Here is a 20,522-nt window from a genome sequence, read left to right as displayed (position 1 = left end):
CGTCGACGGGCGACGGTCCCGTCCGGACGCCGGGGCGGCGGTCGACCCGGCGGATCCGGCGGCGGCCATCGCGGCGCCGAACGAGTCCGCGGACGCCGGTGCGCTCGACGGGGACGCGGACCGCGCCGGTGCCGGGGTGGCGGGCGGTGTGCTGATCGTCAGGCTCATGCTGCGCTCCCGGAGTTCATCAGGGACAGCAGTGCCGCCGTCTGCAGGTCGGTCGCGCCCGATGCCGCGGAGGTCGCCGTCGTGGCGGACGCCTGCGCGGGCACGATGCGTCGGATCGTGGCGATGTCCGAGTCCTTGTACCAGTTGTCGACGATGCGGACGTCCTTGCCCGGACGTGGGGCGTGCAGGACCTTGCCGTCGCCGACGTAGATGACGACGTGCCCCTCGCCCTTCGGGATGACGAGGTCACCGGGCTGGGCGTCCTTGAGCGACCCCACCGCGACGCCCATCTTCGCCTGGTCCGGCACGACCCGGGGCATGGTCACCCCGAGGTCCTTGAACACCGTCTGCACCAGCCCCGAGCAGTCCATCCCGCTCGTGGTGGTCCCGCCGAACACGTACGGCACGCCGAGGTACTTCTTCGCGTCCGCCACGACGTCGGACCCGGTCGCACCGCTGCCGGTCGCGAGCGTCCCGGCGCCGGCGTCCACGGACGTCGCGGGTGTCGGCGTCGCTGTCGCTGCTGCACTGCCGGTCGTACCGCTGCCCGTCGCGCCCGTTGCGGTCGCCGTCGCCAGTGCATCGGCGAAGGCGCTCGACGTGGCGGCGCCGGACGCGGTCGAGGTCGACACTGCGGTCGTCCCGCTCCGCAGGGCGTCGATCTGGGTCCGGATCTCGGAGATCCGGGAGAGCACGGCGTCCACGCTCATCAGGCACCACCTTCCGCGCGGCTGCGCGCCGCGATCTCGTCGAGGGCGTTCTGTTCGGTGCGGAGGTCCTCGGCGGCCTGCTGCTCGTCGTGCTGCACCTCGAGCTTCTCGAGCCCGAGGGCCGAGCGGCGGGCAGTGTTGTACGCGTCCTGCGCCCGGTCGGCGTCGGCCCGTCGGGTCCGGGTGACGGCGTCGAGCTCCTCGAGCATGCCGCGCGTGGCGGCACGGGCAGCCGCGACGGCGCTGAGGGTCGCGGCGTCCTGGATCGGCTGCGACCCCTCGGCGTCGGCGAGGTTCCGTCGCGCCGCGATCCGGGCGTCGGCGGCGTCGCGCACCCGTTCGTTCGCGGCCGCGAGGGCGGCGGCGGCACGGTCCTGCTCGGCGTGCCGGAGGCGGAGGAGCCCGGCGAGCGGGAAGCGGCGGGCCATCAGGCAGCACCCCCGACGCCGAGCGTGCCGACGAGCGCCTCGAGGGAGTTCCACGACGCCGGTGCCGTCACCCGCTCGTCCATGCCCTGCCGCAGGAACCGGTCGATCGCGTCCTGGTGGTCGACGGCGGCGTCCACGAGGGGGTTCGTCCCCCGCTGGTACGCGCCGACGTCGAGCAGGTCCTGCGCGGCCCTCCGTGCGGCCATGACCTTCCGCAGGGCCGTCGCCGCGGCGCGCTGGCCGGGCGTGGTCACCTTCGAGGCCACGCGCGACACCGAGCCGAGCGCGTCGACGGACGGGAAGTGTCCGGTGATCGCCAGCTTCCGGTCGAGCACGACGTGCCCGTCGAGGATGCTCCGGGCGGCGTCGGCGATCGGTTCGTTGTGGTCGTCACCGTCGACGAGGACCGTGTAGAGCCCGGTGACGCTGCCGACCCGGTCGGTCCCGGCCCGTTCGAGCAGACCGGCGAGGACCGAGAACGTCGACGGCGGGTAGCCCCGGGTGGCCGGTGGTTCCCCCACGGACAGACCGATCTCGCGCTGCGCCATGGCGACGCGGGTGAGCGAGTCCATCATCAGGACCACGTCCTGCCCGGCGTCGCGGAACGACTCCGCGATGCGGGTGGCGACGAACGCCGCACGCAGGCGCATGAGCGCCGGCTCGTCCGAGGTGGACACGACGACGATCGAACGGGCGAGGCCTTCCGGACCGAGGTCGTCCTCGAGGAACTCGCGCACCTCGCGTCCGCGCTCGCCGACGAGGGCGATGACGTTGACGGCGGCGTCGCTCCCCCGGGCGATCATCGAGAGCAGCGAGGACTTGCCGACGCCGGAGCCCGCGAACAGGCCCATGCGCTGCCCGCGGCCGACGGTCGTGAGGGTGTCGAGCACGCGGACGCCGAGCTGCATCGGGGTGTCGATGCGCGTGCGCGCCATGGCGTTCGGCGTCTCGTGGTCGAGCGGCACCCACGCGACCGGCTCGCCGCCGGGACCGAGGAGCGGGCCGCGCTCGTCGGTCGGCCGTCCGAGCCCGTCGAGCACGCGCCCGAAGAGGCCCGCGCCCGTGGGCACGAGCACGGGTCGCCCGGTGGGACGCGCCGGTGTGCCTGCGGTGACACCGGTGAGACGCCCGAGCGGCATGCACCGGACGCCGGTGACGTCGGTGGCGACGACCTCGACGAGCGTCTGCGGCGCCCCTTCCGCGCCGACGGAGACGACCTCGCCCACGTGCGCGTCGAGCCCGGCGATCGTGAGGCCGAGGCCGACGGCGCTCGTCACGACGCCGACCCGCTGCGGCGCGGCCTGGCGGAGTGCTTCGTCGAGCCCGCGGGGGCGCAGGAGCGTCGCGGTCACGGTGCCACCCCCAGCGCCGTCCGGGCACGGTCGAGTGCGGTGGCGATCCGCGCGTCGAGCAGCCCGTCCGGCAGGTCCACGACGGCGTCACCGTCGCGCAGCGACGGGTCGGCGACGACCGGGACCGGCAGGTCGAGGTCGGCGACGCGCGCGGCGTCCGCGACGCTCAGCCGGACGGCCACGGCGACGCTGCGGTCGATGGACGCGAGCGCCCGCTCGACGGTCGCCTGCGCACCGGGGACGACCCGCGCCTCCCGTCCGTCATCGCTCGTGTCCGCGGTCCTGGAGGCGCGGATCGCGTACCCGACGACGGCTTCCGCCAGGTCGACTGCCGCGACCGCGACTGACCGCTCGGCCTGGTCGAGGACCGGCGCGACGTGCGAGAGCATCGCGTTCGTCGCCGCGTCGAGGACCGCGATGCGGCGTGCGGTGTCGGACTGCATCGAGGCGGTGCGGGCCGCGTGCTCGGACTCGAGCCGTGCGCGCAGCGCGTCGGTCTCGGCCTGCGCCTGACGGAGTCCGGCGGCGTACCCGGCGGCGTGTCCGCGCACGTCGGCGCTCGACGCGCGTGCACTCCGGGCCGGGTCCCCGATCACCGGGAACGCGACGCGCTGGACGGTCGATTCAGTCAACGAGCTCGTCCTCCTCGGCGCGGTGGACCGTGATGACGCCCTGCGCCTCGAGTTCGCGCACGGAGCGCACGACCTCGGCGCGGGCCTCCTCGACCTGCGAGACCCGGACCGGGCCCATCGCCTGCAGCTCGTCGTCGAGGAGTTCGCGGTTGCGTTCCGAGACGTTCGCGCGGATGGTCTCGACGACCGGCGCCGCGGCGCCCTTCATGGCGGTCGCGAGGAGCTTCGAGTCGATCCCGCGCAGGACCTGCTGGATGTCGCGCGACTCGAGCTTCACGATGTCCTCGAAGGTGAGCATGCGGGAGCGGATGTCCTCGGCGAGCTCGGGGTCGCGCGCCTCCAGCCCGTCGAGCACGGCCTTCTCGGTGGCGACGTCCGACCGGTTGATGATGTCCACGAGCGGGGCGATGCCACCGACGACCTCGACGCTCTCGCGCGGCGACACCACGGCACCGGCGCGCTGACGGAGGACGCCGGCGACGATCCCGACGGCTTCCGGTGTGGCGGACCCCATCGTGGCGAACGCCTGCGCGACGTCGGTGCGGGCGCGCTCGTCCACCCCGGCGAGCACGGCACTCGCCTGCGCCGGCTTCAGGTGAGCGAGCACCAGGGCGATGGTCTGCGGGAGCTCCCCCTCGAGGAGCGTGACGACCTGGCCGGGCTCGGCGTCGTCGAGGAAGTCGAACGACTGCCCGGCGAGGTTCGAGGCCAGGCGGTCCATGACACCGGCTGCCCGTTCGGCACCGAAGGAGGCCTCGAGCAGCCCCATCGCGGTCTCCTTGCCGCCGCGCTTCTGCATGCGGCCGCTCTGGGTCATGCGGTGGAACTCGGTCATCGTGCGGTCGACCACGGTGTCGTCGACGCGGCGCATCCGGACGATCTCGGCGGAGATCTCCTCGGCCTCGAGCTCGGTGAACTGCTTCATGACCTCGGCGGCGCGGTCCGTCTCCATCTGCATGAGGATGAGCGCGACCTTCTGCGCGCCGGTCAGCGCGCGGTCGCTCCCGTTCGCGCCGGAGCCGCCGGGTCCGCCGGCGCTCGGGACGACGGCGCTCACACCGACGCCCGGTCGTCGAGGAGGCCGCGCAGGAGGTCGGCTGTGCGCTTCGGGTCGCGTTCGGCGAGGGACTGGATGTCCTGGCGGCGACGCTCGGCGCTGATGTCCTCGGTGGTGAGGAGCTCGGTCGGAGCGTCGTCGCCGGGCAGGGTGGGCAGCGCGACCGTCGGCGCGTCGCCGGCCCGGAGGGCGTCGGGCTCGTCGACGGCGAGGGGCAGCTGGAACGTCTCCCCCGCGAAGGCGTCGAGCTCGCCGAGGTCGACCGCCTCGCGCTCCTGCTTCCGGCTGCGACGAGCGAGGACGACGCCCACCGCGACGAGGGCCAGCAGCACGCCGACGACGATGCCGGCGGTGCGGATCGACGACCACAGTGCTTCCTGCTGGTCCGCCTTCTGCTGGACCTCGAGCGCCTTCGTCGCCTTGTCGGCGGCACTGGTGTCGAAGTCCATCATCGCCACGCGGACCTGGTCGCCACGGGTCTGGTCGACACCGGCGGCAGCGGCGACGAGGTCGTTGATGCTCTGCAGGTTCGCGTTCTGCACCGCGGTCGCCTTCGAGTTCAGGGCGACCGAGATCGTCTGACGCGAGAGTCCGCCCGCCGGGAGCTGGGTGGTCTCGGTCGTGTGGTCGACGGCGTTGTTCTTCGTCGCCGACTCGTTCTTGTAGCCGTCGTCGGCGCCGCTCGTGGCGGTACCGTTCGGGACGGCGATGTTGTCCGGTCCGAGGACGCCCGTCGCGCCCGCGCCCGCCCCGGAGCCGGCACCGTACTGCTCGGTGGTGGACGACTCGTTGAGCGCCACCGGGCCGGTGGTCGGCGTGGTGTAGGACTCCGACGTGCGGGTGCCCGAGTTCTGGTTCATGGTCGCGGACACCACGACGCTGGCGTTCCCCGCGCCGAGGGTCGTGTCGAGCAGGTCCTGGATCTTCTTGCTCGTCGAGGCGTCGTAGTCGGCCGCCTGGTCCGCACCGCTGCCGGTGGCGCCCGTGCCGACGGCGGAGAGCGTCTGGCCCTTCGCGTCGACGACCGAGACGTCGGTGGGCTGCATGCCCTCCACGGCGGCGCTCGTCAGGTGCACGATCGCCTGGACCTGGTCGGTGGTCAGCTCGGTGCCGTTCTTCGTCGCGATGAACACCGAGGCGGTCGGGTCCTTCTCCTCCGAGACGAACACGGTCTTCTCCGGGATCGCGAGCTGGACCGTCGCGGTCTGGACGCCGTCCATCGCTCCGATGGTCTTCGCGAGCTCGCCCTCCATCGCACGCTTGTACGTGACGTCCTGCTGGAACTCGGAGCTCGTCACGCCCATCTTGTCGAGCAGCGAGTAGCCGCCCTCGTTCGACGCCGGGAGCCCGTTCGACGCGGCCTTGAGCCGCTCCGAGTACACCGATCCCTGCGGGACGAGGATCGTGGCACCGCCGTCGGTCAGCTGGTACGGCACACCGTCGGTGGTGAGCTGGTCGGTGACGCTCGCGGCGTCGGCCGCGGCCAGTCCGGTGAACAGCGGCGCGTACGACGCCTTGCCCAGCCAGCTCGCGAGCGCGATCCCGCCGAGCACGAGCGCGGCGATGACGAGGATCGCGATGGTGCGCTGGGCGGCGCTGAAGCCCTTGACGTAGGCGGCGAGCCGACCGAAGAGGTCCTTGACGGCGACGGGCATCAGGCCTGCATCCTCATGATCTCGTTGAAGGCGTCGACGCCCTTGTTGCGGACGGCGGAGACGAGTTCGAGCGTGACCTGCGCGCGGGTGGCGGCGATGGTCGCGTCGTGGATGTCGTCGAGGTTGCCGGTGACGGCCTTGAGCGCGAGGGTCTTCGAGTCGCTCTGGAGCTGCTGGAGCCCGTCGACGGCGTTCCCGAGGCTGGCCGCGAACCCGCTGCCGTCGGAGGTCTGGGCGGTCGCGGCGCTCGTGGTCGCGGCGCCCGTGGTCGCGTCCGCGCCGGTCGCGGCGTCCGCTGCTCCGGCGAACGCGCGGGTCATCGCGTTGGTGGTCACACCGTTCACGGCGTCGATGGGCATCAGTTCTTCCCGATCTGCAGGGCCGCCTCGTAGGCGGTCTTCGCGCGGTCGACCACCGAGGCGTTCGCCTGGTAGCCCCGCTGGGCCATGATGAGGTCCGCCATCTGCGTCCCGAGGTCGATGTCCGGCATCCGGACGTAGCCCTCCGCGTTGGCCAGCGGGTTGTCCGGGTCGTACGTCACCCGGCCGGCGGCGCTGCCGAACGCCGCGCCCTTGACGTAGGCGCCGGAGACGCCGTTGCCCTCCTGGACCTCGACGTAGCGGGCCTGGAACGCCGTGTCGTCCATCGACTTCACGGTGTTGACGTTGGCGATGTTGTCCGAGATCGCGTCGAGCCACTTCCGGTGCACGGTCATGCCGGTGCTCGCGATACCGATCGCGTCGAACGTGGTCACGAGGTGGTCCGCATCGCCGCACGGACGCTGGTGAGCTCGGAGTTCATCGCCTGGGTCGCGAACTGGTACCGGAGCACGGTGTCGACGTTCGAGAGCGTCTCCTCGTCGAGGTTGACGTTGTTGCCGTTCGTGTTCGTCGGCTCGAGGCTCCGCGCCACCGTCGGCGTCGTCCCGCCGTCCCCGTCGACGATCGACTTCGCGAGGGCGTCCTCGAACTGCACCTTCTCGGCGTGGTAGTTCGGCGTGTTGATGTTCGCGATGTTGTTCGCGATGACCTTCTGCCGCATCGACAGGCCGTCGAGCGCACTCTGCAGTGCGACGCTCGTCACGGAATCGAACACTGGTGGACCGTCCCCTCGCTGGCGGCGTCCCCTGGTGACGTCGCCTGATGGCGGTGGCCGATCCGTGGCCGAACTGGTGAGCGATCCGTGCTCAGGGGGCGCTGTCGGCCGGGGCGTGGGGCGCGTTAGGGGTCGCCCCGAACGGGGGGCGGGGGCGGTGGGGTGGGCCGTGCGGGGCGAGCCGACTCAGTACGACAACATCGACGTCGCACGACATCGACCGTGTCGCCAGTTGCACACGCGCACTGTTGCCCGCGCGCCCGAGCGACAACACCGATGTCGTACGACGTCGATCATGTCGACCGTTGCACCCGCGCGATCTTGCACGCGCGCGAACTTGCACCCGCGCCAGATCGACACCGCCGACGTCGTACGACATCGACAACGTCGCCCGTTGCACCCGCGCGAACTTGCACCCGCGCCAGATCGACACCGCCGACGTCGTACGACATCGACAACGTCGCCCGTTGCACGCGCGCGAACTTGCACCCGCGCCAGATCGACACCGCCGACGTCGTACGACATCGACAACGTCGTTCGAAGTCCGCGCGCCCGCGCCCGCGCGCCCGGCCCCGCCGCGCGTCAGGCCGACGCGTCGAGGTACACCGACCCGCGCGGCTCCCGCGTCGCGTCCACCGCCCGCAGCGCCCCGAGGTGGTCGAGCGTCGCCCGCCGATCCCCCTCGAGCGCCGCGATCCGATCCCGCTGCGCGGCGAGCAGCCGGGAGGCACGTCCCACCAACTCCCGCGGCACCGGACCCAGCCCGGACGGTTCGGACCACCGCACGTCGCCGCCCGCCGTCAGGTCGGTTTCGAGCGCCTCGAGCACGGCCTCCCACGCGGCACGGCGTTCCGCGTCAGGCGACACCGAGCGCCCCGCCCGTCGGGTGCTGGACCGCGGTCGCCGCCGGGATCGATGCGGCGGCCTCGTGCCAGGACTGCCGCAGCGGCTCGAGTATCCGGATGCAGTCGCGGGTCGCCTGGACGTCCCGGTGCACGTTCGCGGTGATGAGCGACGTCGACGCGTAGTTGTAGATCGCGAGCAGTCCCTCGCCGCCGTCCCACACGTCGATCTTCAGCGTCGAGGACAGCTCGCCGACGATGGCCTGCGCGTGCAGGAGCTGCTCGCGTGCCGCGTCCCAGTCCGCGGTCGTCTGGGCGGCCTCCGCGCGGTGCAGGTCGAGCAGCAGCCGGTCGTAGAGCATCGTGACGAGTTGCGCCGGCGTGGCCGAGAGCACGGCCTCGTTCGTGTACTGCGCACGACGCTGGTCCGTGACGGTCCGGGGCTGGGCGGCCTGCCGGAAGGCGGCCGTCTGGAGGTCGAAGGCGTTCATGGGGTTCCTGTCAGCTCGTCGTCGACGCCAGCTGGCTCGCGAGCCAGCTGGACTGGGACTGGAGCTTGCTGAGGCTGGTCTCGAGCCCCGCGTACATCGTCTGCAGCGCTGCGCGCCGTGCGGTGAGCCGGTCGGTCCAGCTGTCGATCTGGGTGTTGAGGTCCTTGGCGACGGCCTGCTGCCCGGTGATCGCTGTCGTGATGGACCCGTCGTACTTGTCCGAGGCCGCGGTGGCAGCGGCACCGACGTTGGCCGCGACGCCCGAGAGCATCGCCTGCGTGCCCTCCGGGTCGGTGGCGAGGGCCTTCTGGAAGACGTCGGCGTCGAAGGTGAAGTCGCCGTCCTTCGTGATCGAGATCCCGATCGATGACGGCGACTTCCCGCCCACCGGCGCGGACATGGTGCTGGCGAGCCGCTGGACGACGTCGCGGGTGGTGCCGTCGCCGGAGAGCACGCCGGCGGTGGTCGTGGTGGTGCCGGTCGTCGCGCTGGTCGTGCTCGTGACCGCGGTGTTCGAGCTGTAGTAGGCGGCGACGGCGTTCATGGCGTCGACGAGGCCGGACGCGACGGCCTGCGCCTTGGTGGTGTCCTGCGCGACGGTGAGCGTCACCGGTTCGGTGGTGGGCTGCGTCACCGTGACGCTGACCCCGGGGACGAGGTCGGTGAAGGTGTTCGTCGTGCTCGTCACGGTCTGCGCCGCCGCGGTCCCGGCCCACAGGGTCACGCTCGCGTCCTTGGCCTGCGTGACGACAGCCGCGCCGACCTGGGTGAGGACGTTCGTGGCAGTCCCGGCGGTGACCTCGTCGGCCGTGCCCCGGTAGACCTCGAACGCCCCGGCGGCCCCGGTCTTCGCCGACGTGAGCTGCAGACGGTAGAGCTTCGTGCCGTCGGCGTCGGTCCCGGCGGCGACCCGCGTCGCGGTGACTCCGGCGCCCGACTTGTTGATCGCGGACACGGCGTCGTCGAGGGATCCGGACGCCGGCGTGACGGTGGTCTTCGTGCCGTCGGCGCCGACGAGCGTGATCGGTTCGGCAGCGGACGACCACGTGGACATCGCGGCCGTGACACCGACCTGGGCCGAGGCGGTGGACCCGACCGTGAAGCTGAGCGACCCCGCGCTGGCGTTCGCTCCGGTGACCGCCGTGACCCCGGAGGACGAACTCGTCGCCGTGAAGAGGTCGAGCGAGGTGGCCTTCGCCGCGTCCTTCGCCTTCGTCGCCAGGGTCTGCACGAGCCCGTTGATCGTCTGCAGTGACGAGATGAACGAGTTCGTGCTGGTGAGCTTGTTCTTGAGGAGCGTCTGCGGGACCCCCTCGACGCTCATCAGCGAGTTGATGAGGTCGGTGGTCTTGAGACCGCTGACGAGACCGTCGATCGCGAGACTGCTCGCCGATGACACGGACGACATCGAGGGCTCCTGCCGCTACGAGGGGGAAAGGGTGCGGGCGACGCCGCCGCCCGGGGTACCTGAACGATCCCGGACGACGGCGTCAGCGCTGCTAGCGCAGGAGCGAGAGCACACCCTGCGTGCTCTGGTTCGCCTGCGCGAGCATCGAGGTGCCGGCCTGGCTGAGGATGTTGTCGCGCGTGTACTTGACCATCTCCTCCGCCATGTCGACGTCGGTGATGCGCGAACCGGCAGCGGTGAGGTTCTCCTTGGCCACGTTCGTCACGTTGATGGCGTGGTCGAAGCGGTTCTGGATGGCACCGATGTTCGAACGAGCGGTCGACACCGACTTGATGGCGTCGTCGATCTTGCCGATCGCCGCCTGCGCGCCGGTGGCGGTGGTGAAGTCGAGCCCGGTGACGTCGCCCGCCACGGTCGCGACGTTCGCACCGGACAGGTCGACCTCGATCTGGCTCGCCGCGTCACCGTTCGCGCCGACCTGGAACTTCAGGACGCCTGCGTTGCCGGCGGAGCCGTCGAGCAGGTTGATGCCGTTGAAGTTGGTCGACTCGGAGATGCGCGTGAGCTCCTTCGTCAGCTCGGTGACCTCGGTGGAGATCGCCGTGCGGGAGTCCGCGTTGTTCGAGTCGTTGCCGGCCTGGACGGCCAGGTCGCGCATGCGCTGGAGGATCGAGTGGGTCTCGGTGAGGCCACCTTCAGCGGTCTGCACGACGGAGATGCCGTCCTGCGCGTTGCGGGCGGCGACCGTGAGGCCACCGACCTGGGACTTCAGCCCCTCGGAGATCGACAGACCGGCCGCGTCATCGGCAGCACGGTTGATGCGGAGACCCGACGAGAGCTTCTCGAGGGACTTCGACAGGTCGTTCTGCGTCGAGTTGAGGTTCCGGTACGTGTTGAGTGCCGAGAGGTTGGTGTTGATGGACATACCCATGGTGGTTTCCTCCGTGAAATCTGGGTCGTGCGTCTGCCCGTCCGTGGGCTGACATGGATGACTCTCGACCGGTCGGCCGGAGCCGTTAGGGAATCGGCGGAATTCGTCGTGCGACGGATCCGCCGACGGCTAGCTGACCGCGACGACGGGAGCGGCAGGGGCGGTCGCGACATCCTGGACGGCACGCGCCACACCGGCGGCGGCGTTCGCGGCGACCCGCGCCAGGTACGCGCTCCGGCGTGCGGCGGTGGTCTTCGAGGCCGGCTCCACCGAGGCACCGTCGTCCCCGTAGTGCGCGGCCAGTCCGTCGCGGAGCAGGCGCATCGCCTCGGAGCGCTGCTGCGACACGGCGGAGTGGGTGATCCCGAGCTCGGCGGCGACCTCGGTCACCGAGCGGTCACCGAAGTACACGTTCTCGACGACGAACCGCATCCGCTCCGGCAGCGCCTCGACGGCCGCGCGCAGGTAGCGCCGCTTCTCCGCCTCGAGCAGCTCCTCGCCGGGCAGGGGCAGGTCCGCGGCGAGGGTGTCGTGCACCGTCTCGTCGATCGGCGACACCGTGCGGGCAGCGTCGCTCATGGCGTCCGCGGCGGTCTGGCGGTCGACGCCCATCGCGTCCGCGATCTCCTGCACGCCGACGCTCCGCCCGAGCCGGGCCGACAGCGCCTCCTGCGTGGCGAGGGTCTCGCGGATCCGCTTCCGGGTGCCGCGCGACGCCCAGTCGGCGGAGCGCATGTCGTCGGCGATCGCGCCGGTGATGCGGGTACGGGCGTAGGCACCGAAGGGGACGCCGAGGTCGGGGTCGTACGACTCGGCCGCCGCGACGAGGGCGAGCGAGCCGACGGCGGCGAGGTCGTCGCGGTCGAGGTGGGTGGCACGCGCCCGGACGTCCGCGACGATGTAGCCCACGAGCGGGAGGTGCTCCACGATCATCGCGTTGCGGTCGTTCCGGTCCATGCTCATCCCCTGGTCACCTGACATGCCTGACCCGTCCGTGGGCGCGGCGGACGCCGGCCTCGGATGGCCGGTGCGTACGCCGAAGACCCACCCGGGTCCCTCCGGGTGGTGCACCCTGCGTCCCTGCGACGCGGTGCGGGTGTCCCCCGCGGTGCGCTTCGAATGTATCGGCTGGCAAAGCCCTGAGTGAGTGCACAACCGTCCCCAGTGCGGGGGTGAGGGGGCGTTTCGCCGGTCGGCATTTGGGGGGACCCCGGGTCGGGAACGCGCGTTCTTGTCCCCCGATGGGGTGCTTGCCAGGAGGCGCGGCTGGTGTCCGCGGGACGCAGTCGCCCATCCGGTGCTTACGTCCGGCACCCGCGACCCGATAGGTCCCGGTGTCCGCAGGATGACCGACACACCCACCGGGAGGAGCTGATGAGCGTGAACGAACTGTCCGCCGTGCTCTGGCGCGAACGCGAACTGCTCGAGCTGCTCACCTTCAAGCTCGAGGAGGAACAGCTGCTCCTCGCCGCCGGTCGCTCCCGCTGGGTCTCGCACGCCAGCCGCGAGGTCGAGCAGGTCCTCGAGCGTCTCCGCAGCACCGGCCTCGAGCGCGCCGCGTCGAGCGCCGAGGTCGCCGAGGAGTGGGGCGTCGCAGCCGACGCTCCCCTGCGCGAGGTCGTCGCCGCCGCTCCGAACGGCCCCTGGGGTGAGATCCTCGCCGCACACCTCACCGCCATGGTCGAGCTCACGACGCAGATCGGGGCGCTCCGCGACGAGAACGACCGGTTCCTCCGCGCCGCCGCGCAGGCGACCGAGGAGACGCTCGCCGGTTCCGTCACCGGCGCCGCCACCTACGACGCCAGCGGCAGCTCCGGAACGGGCACCGACGGCGCACGACTCTTCGAAGGGACCCTGTAACACCGTGGTCAGCACCTTCGGCTCCCTCGCCACCGCGTACTCCGGCCTCGCCGCCGCCCGCGCCGGCATCGACGTCACCGGACAGAACATCGCGAACGCCGGCACCGCCGGGTACACCCGTCAGCGTGTCACGCAGTCCTCGATCCCCGCAGCCCAGACCGGCTTCGTGCGCGGGACCGCCGCGCTCGCGGGCCAGGGCGTCTCCGTCGACGGGATCGCCCGGCTGGCGTCCCTGACGCTCGACGCCGGCGTCCGGGTGGCCGCCGGCTCCTCGGCCTACGCCGACGCCCGGGCGACCGCGCTCTCCGCACTCGAGGACGGGCTGCACGAACCCGGCGACGACGGCCTCGCCAGCAAGCTCGACGCGTTCTGGTCCTCGTGGAGCGAACTCTCCAGCCACCCGGACGATCCCGGAGCCGCCAGCGCGGTCATCGGCGCGGCGAAGACCGTCGCCAGTGCACTCGCCAGCGGCTCGACGGCGATCGACGCACAGTGGACGAGCGTCCGCGGCACCGTGGACGGCCAGGTGCGGCAGCTCAACGACGCCGCCTCGCAGGTCGCCGACCTGAACGGCCGGATCCGCACCGCCCTCGCCTCCGGAGGGAACGCGAACGAGCTGCTGGACCAGCGCGACCAGTTGACCGAGCAGATCGCCTCGCTGGCCGGCGGCACCGTCCGCCAGAACAGCGACGGCACCGTGGACGTCCTGATCGGGGGCAACGCCATCGTGCAGGGCAGCGACGCCCGATCCGTGGCACTCGGCGGCGGGCAGCGCATGGCCGACGGCGCACCGGTCACCCTGACGTGGACCTCCGGCACCGCGGGGGCGGTGGAACTCTCCGGCGGGTCGATCGGCGGGAACCTCTCGCTGCTCGCCCCCGCGACGGCGAACGGCACCGGTGGCGCACTCGCCGAGGCCTCCGCGGCGTACGACCAGGTCGCGACGAAGCTCGCCGCCGCGGTCAACGCCGTGCACGCGACCGGCACGACCCCGACCGGGTCGACCGGTGCGCCGTTCTTCGCGCTCACCGCGGCCGTGCCGGCGGCGCAGGGCCTCACCGTCGTCCCGACCGACGCCAGCGGACTGGCGACGCGGAACGCGGCGGGGGAACTCGACGACTCGTTCACGGACGCGCTGTCGCGACTCGGTTCGGCCTCGGACGGTGCCGACCGCTCCTGGGCGACGTTCGTGGCGGGGGTGGGCAGCGCCTCCCGGTCCGCCGCGTCGGAATCGACGCTCACCGGTCTCGCACTCACCAACGCGCGCACGCAGCAGCAGTCGAGCGCCGGTGTCGACATCGACGAGGAGAACGTCAACCTGCTCAGCTACCAGCACGCGTACCAGGGCGCCGCGCGGGTCCTCACCGCCGTCGACGAGATGCTCGACACCATCATCAACCGCACCGGAATCGTCGGGAGGGGCTGACCGTGATCACCCGTGTGACCACCCAGATGACGATGGCGGCAGCCAGCGCCCGGCTGCAGGCCGGCGCCGCGAAGCTCGCGCAGCTCACCGACCAGGCGACGACGCTGCAGAACATCCAGCGGCCCTCCGACGACCCCGTCGGCACCGTCGCGTCGATGCAGGTGCGCAAGGAGCAGGCTGCGGCCGCGCAGTACACGCGCAACGCGAACGACGCGGTCGGCTGGCTGGCCACGACCGACAGCGCCCTGTCGAGCGTGTACTCCGTGCTCAACTCCGTGCGCGACCTGACCGTGCAGGCGGCGAACAGCGGAACCATGAGCGACACCGACCGCGACGCGTTCATCACGCAGTTCCAGTCCCTGAAGTCCGAGCTCGAGTCCCGCGCGAACACGACCTACGGCACACGCTCGGTGTTCGCCGGATCGTCGACGGCAGCCACCGCGTACGACCCCGGCACCGGGTGGGTGGCCGCGGGCACCGACGTCACCCGACGGATCGGCGACGGCACGACCGTCCGGGTCGACACCGCCGGCACGGCCGTGTTCGGCTCGGGGAACGGATCCGTCTTCGCGATGATCGACTCGATCGTCGGCGACCTGCAGAACGGCGTGAACGTGAACCCCCGCATCAACGACGTCGACGCCGCGATCAGCACCGTGCGCGGCGTCCAGGCCGACGTCGGCGTCCGGCACGCCGCAGCACTCTCCGCGCAGGACTCGCTCAAGAGCGCGACCGTCTCGCTCGAGAACCGGCGTGCGGGCATCGAGGACAAGGACCTCGCGAAGGCCGTCCTCGACCTGCAGGTGCAGCAGACCAACTACCAGGCAGCCCTCGCCGTCACCGCGAAGGTCCTGCAGCCGACCCTGATGGACTACCTCCGATGAGCATCGACCTGACCTTCGCCGTCCCGCCCTTCGGCCTCGCGCCCGCCCCGGTGTTCACGCTGACGCCGGTGGACGGGGCGGACGGGCTCTTCACACTGGTCGGCGGTTCCTCGCGCGTCTTCGTACTCGACGCCGCGGTGCACCTGCCGTCGTACGCGCCGGAGCTCACGGACGAGCAGGCGGCCGGCCTCGGGCTGACCGCGCCCGAGGACGCGATGCTGCTCGTCGTCGCGAACCCGGGCGGCGGCGACGGCGGGACCACGGTGAACCTCCTCGCGCCGATCGTCGTGAACGCCCGGACGTCGGTCGGGGCGCAGCTCATCCTCGAGGATCAGGACCTGCCGCTGCGCGCGGAGCTCGCCCGGCGCTGAGGCGCGGGCGGGTTCGCCGCGTTCGCCGCGTTCGCCGCGTTCGCGCTAGGCCGACTCGGAACGACATGGTCGACGTCGTACGACCTCGACCACGTCGCTGCCGCGCGGACGCAACAGTTGCGCACGCTCGCTGGCGACATCGTCGCCGTCGTGCGACATCGACGTTGTCGCACCTTGCGCACGTGCTCCCCCTCCACAGCCCTGGAGGCGCGGCTCGTCATCCACAGATCGGCCCCGCCCCGCCAGGTGGTCGCGTCCCGGCGACATCGTGGAGGCATGCACGAACGCGTCCTCGCAGTCCCACTCAGCCGGACCGGCGGTCACCCGAGCGCAGAACGGCGCGCACTCCAGCGACGGGTCCACCGCGGTGAGTTCGTGGCGATCCGGCCCGGCGTGCTCGCGCGGCCGGACGACCTCGTCGGACTCCGTCCCGAAGATCGACATCTCCTGCTCATCCGCGCGAGCTCGCAGCTCATCCGACCGCCAGTCGAACTCTCACACCGCTCGGCTGCCGCCGTCCACGGACTGCCCTTCGTCGGCGCGCCGCCGGACAAGATCGACGTCACGGACCGACGACGCGAGCGCAGCGAGACGACCGCACTCCTCCGGGTGCACGGAGCCGCACGACGCGCACGGCCGAACTCGGAGTGGCACGGTCTCCCGCCGACCTCGACGCTCGACTTCGAGGGCCTCATCACGGCCTCGCTCGTCCGGACGCTGGTGGACGTCGCGGCGACGGTCCCGCTCGTCGAGAGCCTCCCGATGATCGATGCCGCGCTGCTCGAACGACGGATCCTCCCGGAGATGCTGCTCGACGAAGCGTCCTGGCGCGGTGACAAGGGTCGCGACAAGGCGGCGGTCGCGATCGAGATGGCGTCCTCGCTGTCGGGGTCGCCAGCAGAATCCGTCTGCCGGGTCCGGTTCCGGCAGCTCGGCGTGCCGCAGCCGGTCCAGCAACACGCGTTCCACCGTCCCGGAGAGCGCACGGCGGTCGTCGACTTCTGGTTCCCCGACGCCGGCGTGGTGGTCGAGGTGGACGGCCGCGGCAAGTACGAGGACCCGGCGATGCTCGGCGGGCGTTCCACCGCCGAAGCGCACTGGCAGGAGAAGCAGCGCGAGGACTTCGTGCGATCCTTCCCCGAGGTCCGCGCCGTCGTCCGGTTGACCTGGGCCGACCTGATGGACCCCGAGCGCATCCGCGCGAAGCTCCGGCGGGCGGGGATCACGTGTCGGTGAACCTCGGCGCCTCCGGGTGGTGGTCACGTTGGCGCTCGACCGCCGAGACCGCGGTCCGCCCGACGACCACGTCGCCGGCTCCGAGTCGGACGCCGTGGATCCGCCCGGTGCCCTTCACGACCGCACCGCGACGATCCGGGTCCGGGTGGTGGCGGTCCGCCCCGGCTCCGAGGACGACGTCGCGGACCGAAACCGTCCCGATGACCTGTGCGCCGTCGCCGATCGCCGCCGGTCCCTCGACGACACAGCCACCCGACAGCCGAGCGCCGTCGCCGACGACCACGTCCGCACTCGCGGCACCGGGCGAGTCCTGCACGGTGCCCGGTGACACCACATCGATCGCGACGACGGTGACGGGCCCCGGCCCGAGCTCCGCCCGCCCGATCTCGACGCGCGACCCGTCCGCGATGACGGCGACGGGCCCCGGCCCCAACCGCGCCCCAGCCCGGACGACGAGCGACCCGGCTCTCCTGGCCTCGAGAACAGTGCCGGGGTACAGCACGACTCCACGCTCGATGGTCACCGACCGTCCGACCAGGACGGACGCGGGGTCGAGGACGAGTACGTCCGGCGCCAGTGCCGCGACCTCGTCCGGAGTGAGGAAGCCGGCGCCGCGCCGTGCGGAATCGAGTGCGTCTGCAGAGTTCACCCAGCGAGCCTCCCATGCGTCCGGCGTACCGTCGTGTCCATGGCCCGAGAGCAGAAGGACCAGGCGATCGTTCCCTTGCCGGAGGCGCCTGTGGGTCCCATCCCCAGCGACCCGAACGCGCGTACCCCCGAGCAGCCCCCTCCAGCAGGTTGGGTGAAGATGCTCGACCGTGTGCTCAGTGTCCAGCGCCCGGCGGTCGTCGCCCACGTGCGGGGACTCCGCCGTCGACACCCCGATTCGTCCCCGGCCGAGATCATCCAGATCCTCGAACGGCAGTACCTCGCGGCGGTGACCACGGGTGGTGCGGCGGTCGGCGCGAGTGCGGTGATCCCGGGCGTGGGCATGGCGGCGGCCCTCGGGCTGAGCGGCGCCGAGACCGTCGGTTTCCTCGAGACCACGGCCCTGTTCGCGCAGTCCGTGACCGAGGTGCACGGCATCGCACTCGACGACCCCGAGCGCGCGCGGATGCTCGTGATGGCGATGATCCTCGGCTCGCCGGGCACCCAGCTCATCAACCAGCTCGCCGGCCAGATCGCCGGCGGGCAGGTCCGCACGGCGTTCTGGGGCGAGATGGTGACCTCGTCGCTCCCGAAGCAGGTCGTGAACGGGATCGGCGGGCAGGTGCGCGACCAGTTCATCAAGCGGTTCGCCGCACGGCAGGGTACGACGATCGTCGGCCGAGCCCTCCCGTTCGGGATCGGTGCGGCGGTCGGTGGACTCGGGAACCACGCGCTCGGACGCAAGGTGATCCAGGCTTCGCGGACGGGGTTCGGGTTGCCCCCGGCGCAGTTCCCCATCGTGCTGGAACCGAAGCCGACGAAGGACCCCAAGGAGCCGAAGGCATCCAAGGCATCCAAGGCACCCAAGGAGCAGAAGCAGGCCAGAGCGCCGAAGGAACACCGGGCGATCGGGCGCCGCAAGGGCCGCGAGGACCTCTGGGCCGACACCCCGGACCGCACCCACGACTGACGAGCGGCCGAACCCGTCCGCCGACCGCTGACGGGACGGAACCGTCCCGCCGACGGCCACGCCGCCGACCGCAGCGTCACCGTCCGCCGACCGCCGCGCCGCGGACCCCCGCACCGCCGGCCCCCGCGCCGCCGACCCCCGCACCATCCGAGGACCGGACGCAACCCACCACGAAGCAGGAGGCGCGGCGCCACCCGGCACCGCGCCTCCTGTCCTCCTCGACCAGCGGCTCAGCGCCTCCGCACCGGCGTCGTCACCACCTGCCCGGCGTGCGCGAACCCGCCCCCGAACCCGAAGAGCAGCGCCGGCACTCCCTCGGGCAGGTCACCCCGTGCCCACGCCTTCGACAACCCGAGCGGCACGCTCGCCGCCGACGTGTTCCCCGACTCCACGACGTCCCGCACCACGAACTTCGACTCGCCGCCGAGTGCCTGCACGAGCGGCTCGATGATCCGCAGGTTCGCCTGGTGGAACGCGAACACGCCGATGTCGTCCAAGGTGAGCCCGGCGGCGGCGACGGCTGCCCGGGCATGGTCGGCGGCCTCGGTGATGGCCCAGCGGTAGATGGAGCGACCCTCCTGGGTGAAGCGCTCGGGGTCACCGGAGACGAGCACCGCCTCCTCGAGGTGCGGCACGCTCCCCCAGGACACCGGGCCGATCTGCGCCTCGTCGGACACGCCGAGCACGGCTGCGCCGGCACCGTCCCCGACGAGCACGCACGTGGACCGGTCGGTCCAGTCGACGATGCCGGAGAGCACCTCCGAGCCGACGACGACCGCGATGTCCGTCGACCCGACGCGGATGGCCTGGTCGGCCAGCGCGACTCCGTACTCGAACCCGCTGCAGGCGGTGTTGATGTCGATGGGTGCAGCGGCGGGCGAGAGACCGAGAGCCGCGGCCACGCGACCGGCGGTGTAGGGCGCTCGGTCGCGGTGGGTGGTGGACGCGACGATGACCAGCCCGACGTCGGACGCCGCGACGCCGGCGTCGGCGAGGGCGTTCCGCGCCGCCTCGATCGCCATCGAGGTCACGGTGTCCGAGGGTCCGGCGATGTGCCGGGTCTCGATCCCGGTCCTCGTGCGGATCCACTCGTCGTTCGTGTCGACCATGGTCGAGAGTTCGTCGTTCGTCAGGACGCGTGCGGGCTGGTGGTGGCCGAACCCGAGGATCCGGCTGCCACGGAGTGCTGGGCTGTTCACGAGACGGCACGCTACTCCCCTGCCCGACCGGCTCATGCCCGTAACGGCATGCAGCGCCGACGACGAGGGCGGTACTCACAGGGCCTGCCTGCGAGCACCACGACCGCGTAGACCTGCACCATGGACTACACACACCTCGGCCGCACAGGGTTGTCGGTCTCACGGGCAGTGCTCGGGACGATGAACTTCGGCCCGGAGACCAGCGAGGACGACTCGCACGCCATCATGGACCGAGCACACGAGCTCGGCGTCAACTTCTTCGACACCGCCAACGGCTACGGCGGCTCGGTGGGCAAGGGCGCCACCGAGGAGATCATCGGCCGTTGGTTCGCGAAGGGCGGGGGCCGGCGCGAGAAGACCGTCCTCGCGACGAAGGTCTACGGCGACATGATCGACTGGCCGAACGGCGGGAAGCTCAGCGCGTACAACATCCGCCAGGCCCTCGACGCGAGCCTGCGACGCCTGCAGACCGACCACATCGACCTCTACCAGTTCCACCACGTCGACCGCGCGACCCCGTGGGACGAGATCTGGCAGGCGATCGACGTCGCCGTGCAGCAGGGCAAGGTGCTCTACGTCGGCTCGTCGAACTTCGCCGGCTGGCACATCGCCCAGGCTCAGGAGGCCGCCGCCCGCCGCAACACCCTCGGCCTCGTCAGCGAGCAGTCGATCTACAACCTCGTCGTGCGTGACATCGAGCGCGAGGTCCTCCCCGCCGCTCGCGAGTACGGCCTCGGCGTGATCCCCTGGTCCCCGCTGCAGGGCGGCCTGCTCGGAGGCGTCATCGAGAAGACCGAGAACGGCTCCCGTCGTCTCTCGGGCCGCAGCGCCGAGTACGTCGAGGGACACCGCGACCAGCTCACCGCCTACGAGTCCTTCGCGAAGGAGCTCGGGCACACCCCGGGCGAGCTCGCTCTCGCGTGGCTCCTGCACCAGCCCGGGGTCACGGCGCCGATCACCGGCCCGCGCACGATGGAGCAGTGGGAGTCGGCCGTCCGCGCCGTCGACATCCGCCTCGACCAGCGTGCGCTCGACCGGCTCGACGAGATCTTCCCGGGGCACGAGACCTCACCCGAGGACTACGCCTGGTGACGCACTGACGCGACCACGTCGCTGTAGCGCCACGGACGGGAGGCGCGGTGCGGGTCCGACCCGCACC

At 71.8% G+C, this 20,522-nt stretch carries 23 protein-coding genes; 7 read left to right on the top strand and 16 right to left on the bottom strand.

Annotated features, from left to right (window positions below; all coding sequences use genetic code 11):
• Positions 1-164: 164 nt before the first annotated feature.
• The 14 genes from Q7F20_RS11895 to Q7F20_RS11830 form a co-directional block, all read right to left on the bottom strand.
• Positions 165-878, bottom strand: coding sequence for a C40 family peptidase (locus Q7F20_RS11895; RefSeq protein WP_305740300.1), 714 nt, complete (start codon positions 876-878; stop codon positions 165-167).
• Positions 878-1,306, bottom strand: coding sequence for a flagellar export protein FliJ (locus Q7F20_RS11890; protein WP_305740299.1), 429 nt, complete (start codon positions 1,304-1,306; stop codon positions 878-880). The genes Q7F20_RS11895 and Q7F20_RS11890 overlap by 1 nt, the downstream gene beginning before the upstream one ends.
• Positions 1,306-2,658, bottom strand: a complete 1,353-nt coding sequence (locus Q7F20_RS11885) for a FliI/YscN family ATPase (protein WP_305740298.1) — start codon at positions 2,656-2,658, stop codon at positions 1,306-1,308. Before Q7F20_RS11885 ends, Q7F20_RS11890 begins: the two co-directional genes overlap by 1 nt.
• On the bottom strand, positions 2,655-3,290 hold the full coding sequence (locus Q7F20_RS11880) for a hypothetical protein (RefSeq protein ID WP_305740297.1): 636 nt from the start codon (positions 3,288-3,290) through the stop codon (positions 2,655-2,657). The genes Q7F20_RS11885 and Q7F20_RS11880 overlap by 4 nt, the downstream gene beginning before the upstream one ends.
• Complete coding sequence (gene fliG / locus Q7F20_RS11875; RefSeq protein WP_305740296.1) at positions 3,283-4,347, bottom strand: flagellar motor switch protein FliG; 1,065 nt, start codon at positions 4,345-4,347, stop codon at positions 3,283-3,285. The genes Q7F20_RS11880 and fliG overlap by 8 nt, the downstream gene beginning before the upstream one ends.
• Positions 4,344-6,002: a flagellar basal-body MS-ring/collar protein FliF gene (fliF, locus tag Q7F20_RS11870; RefSeq protein ID WP_305740295.1), complete on the bottom strand. Its 1,659-nt coding sequence runs from the start codon at positions 6,000-6,002 to the stop codon at positions 4,344-4,346. The genes fliG and fliF overlap by 4 nt, the downstream gene beginning before the upstream one ends.
• Positions 6,002-6,361, bottom strand: coding sequence for a flagellar hook-basal body complex protein FliE (gene fliE, locus Q7F20_RS11865; RefSeq protein WP_305740294.1), 360 nt, complete (start codon positions 6,359-6,361; stop codon positions 6,002-6,004). The genes fliF and fliE overlap by 1 nt, the downstream gene beginning before the upstream one ends.
• On the bottom strand, positions 6,361-6,756 hold the full coding sequence (locus tag Q7F20_RS11860; protein ID WP_305740293.1) for a flagellar basal body rod protein FlgC: 396 nt from the start codon (positions 6,754-6,756) through the stop codon (positions 6,361-6,363). The genes fliE and Q7F20_RS11860 overlap by 1 nt, the downstream gene beginning before the upstream one ends.
• Positions 6,753-7,097, bottom strand: a complete 345-nt coding sequence (locus tag Q7F20_RS11855; protein WP_305740292.1) for a flagellar basal body protein — start codon at positions 7,095-7,097, stop codon at positions 6,753-6,755. The genes Q7F20_RS11860 and Q7F20_RS11855 overlap by 4 nt, the downstream gene beginning before the upstream one ends.
• A 582-nt stretch (positions 7,098-7,679) precedes the next feature.
• Positions 7,680-7,964, bottom strand: a complete 285-nt coding sequence (locus tag Q7F20_RS11850) for a hypothetical protein (protein ID WP_305740291.1) — start codon at positions 7,962-7,964, stop codon at positions 7,680-7,682.
• Positions 7,954-8,430, bottom strand: a complete 477-nt coding sequence (fliS, locus tag Q7F20_RS11845) for a flagellar export chaperone FliS (protein WP_305740290.1) — start codon at positions 8,428-8,430, stop codon at positions 7,954-7,956. Before fliS ends, Q7F20_RS11850 begins: the two co-directional genes overlap by 11 nt.
• Before the next feature lie 10 nt (positions 8,431-8,440).
• Positions 8,441-9,838, bottom strand: a complete 1,398-nt coding sequence (gene fliD, locus Q7F20_RS11840) for a flagellar filament capping protein FliD (protein WP_305740289.1) — start codon at positions 9,836-9,838, stop codon at positions 8,441-8,443.
• Positions 9,839-9,929: 91 nt separating this feature from the next.
• Positions 9,930-10,769: a flagellin gene (locus Q7F20_RS11835; protein WP_305740288.1), complete on the bottom strand. Its 840-nt coding sequence runs from the start codon at positions 10,767-10,769 to the stop codon at positions 9,930-9,932.
• Between the two features lie 129 nt (positions 10,770-10,898).
• Positions 10,899-11,750 carry a sigma-70 family RNA polymerase sigma factor gene (locus Q7F20_RS11830; protein ID WP_305740287.1) on the bottom strand — a complete coding sequence of 284 codons (852 nt, stop codon included), beginning with the start codon at positions 11,748-11,750 and terminating at the stop codon, positions 10,899-10,901.
• A gap of 393 nt (positions 11,751-12,143) precedes the next feature.
• Between Q7F20_RS11830 and Q7F20_RS11825 the strand changes: the two genes are divergently transcribed.
• From Q7F20_RS11825 to Q7F20_RS11805, 5 genes are all read left to right on the top strand, one after another.
• Entirely contained in the window at positions 12,144-12,629 is a 486-nt protein-coding gene (locus tag Q7F20_RS11825; RefSeq protein ID WP_305740286.1) for a flagellar protein FlgN, read from the top strand.
• 4 nt (positions 12,630-12,633) lie between these two features.
• Complete coding sequence (gene flgK / locus Q7F20_RS11820) at positions 12,634-14,055, top strand: flagellar hook-associated protein FlgK (protein ID WP_305740285.1); 1,422 nt, start codon at positions 12,634-12,636, stop codon at positions 14,053-14,055.
• A 2-nt stretch (positions 14,056-14,057) separates the two neighbouring features.
• On the top strand, positions 14,058-14,939 hold the full coding sequence (gene flgL, locus Q7F20_RS11815; protein WP_305740284.1) for a flagellar hook-associated protein FlgL: 882 nt from the start codon (positions 14,058-14,060) through the stop codon (positions 14,937-14,939).
• Positions 14,936-15,310 (top strand): flagellar assembly protein FliW, encoded by a 375-nt coding sequence (gene fliW, locus Q7F20_RS11810; RefSeq protein WP_305740283.1) that lies wholly within the window; start codon positions 14,936-14,938, stop codon positions 15,308-15,310. The genes flgL and fliW overlap by 4 nt, the downstream gene beginning before the upstream one ends.
• 276 nt (positions 15,311-15,586) lie before the next feature.
• Positions 15,587-16,546: a hypothetical protein gene (locus tag Q7F20_RS11805; protein ID WP_305740282.1), complete on the top strand. Its 960-nt coding sequence runs from the start codon at positions 15,587-15,589 to the stop codon at positions 16,544-16,546.
• On the opposite strand, the gene Q7F20_RS11800 is transcribed toward Q7F20_RS11805, so the two are convergent.
• On the bottom strand, positions 16,533-17,195 hold the full coding sequence (locus Q7F20_RS11800) for a hypothetical protein (RefSeq protein WP_305740281.1): 663 nt from the start codon (positions 17,193-17,195) through the stop codon (positions 16,533-16,535). The two genes, Q7F20_RS11805 and Q7F20_RS11800, sit on opposite strands and share 14 nt — an antisense overlap.
• Before the next feature lie 39 nt (positions 17,196-17,234).
• On the opposite strand from Q7F20_RS11800, the gene Q7F20_RS11795 reads away from it, so the two are divergent.
• Positions 17,235-18,164, top strand: a complete 930-nt coding sequence (locus tag Q7F20_RS11795; protein WP_305740280.1) for a hypothetical protein — start codon at positions 17,235-17,237, stop codon at positions 18,162-18,164.
• Between the two features lie 230 nt (positions 18,165-18,394).
• Here Q7F20_RS11795 and Q7F20_RS11790 read toward each other — a convergent pair whose 3' ends face one another.
• The gene (locus Q7F20_RS11790) at positions 18,395-19,363 is read right to left on the bottom strand and encodes a beta-ketoacyl-ACP synthase 3 (protein WP_305740279.1); all 969 of its coding nucleotides are present in this window, start codon (positions 19,361-19,363) and stop codon (positions 18,395-18,397) included.
• 120 nt (positions 19,364-19,483) lie between these two features.
• On the opposite strand from Q7F20_RS11790, the gene Q7F20_RS11785 reads away from it, so the two are divergent.
• Positions 19,484-20,455, top strand: coding sequence for an aldo/keto reductase (locus Q7F20_RS11785; RefSeq protein ID WP_305740278.1), 972 nt, complete (start codon positions 19,484-19,486; stop codon positions 20,453-20,455).
• Positions 20,456-20,522 lie beyond the last annotated feature (67 nt).

Source organism: Curtobacterium sp. A7_M15 (genome assembly GCF_030705415.1).
In the GTDB taxonomy this organism is placed as follows: domain Bacteria; phylum Actinomycetota; class Actinomycetes; order Actinomycetales; family Microbacteriaceae; genus Curtobacterium.
This window is presented reverse-complemented; position numbering and strand designations above follow the sequence as displayed.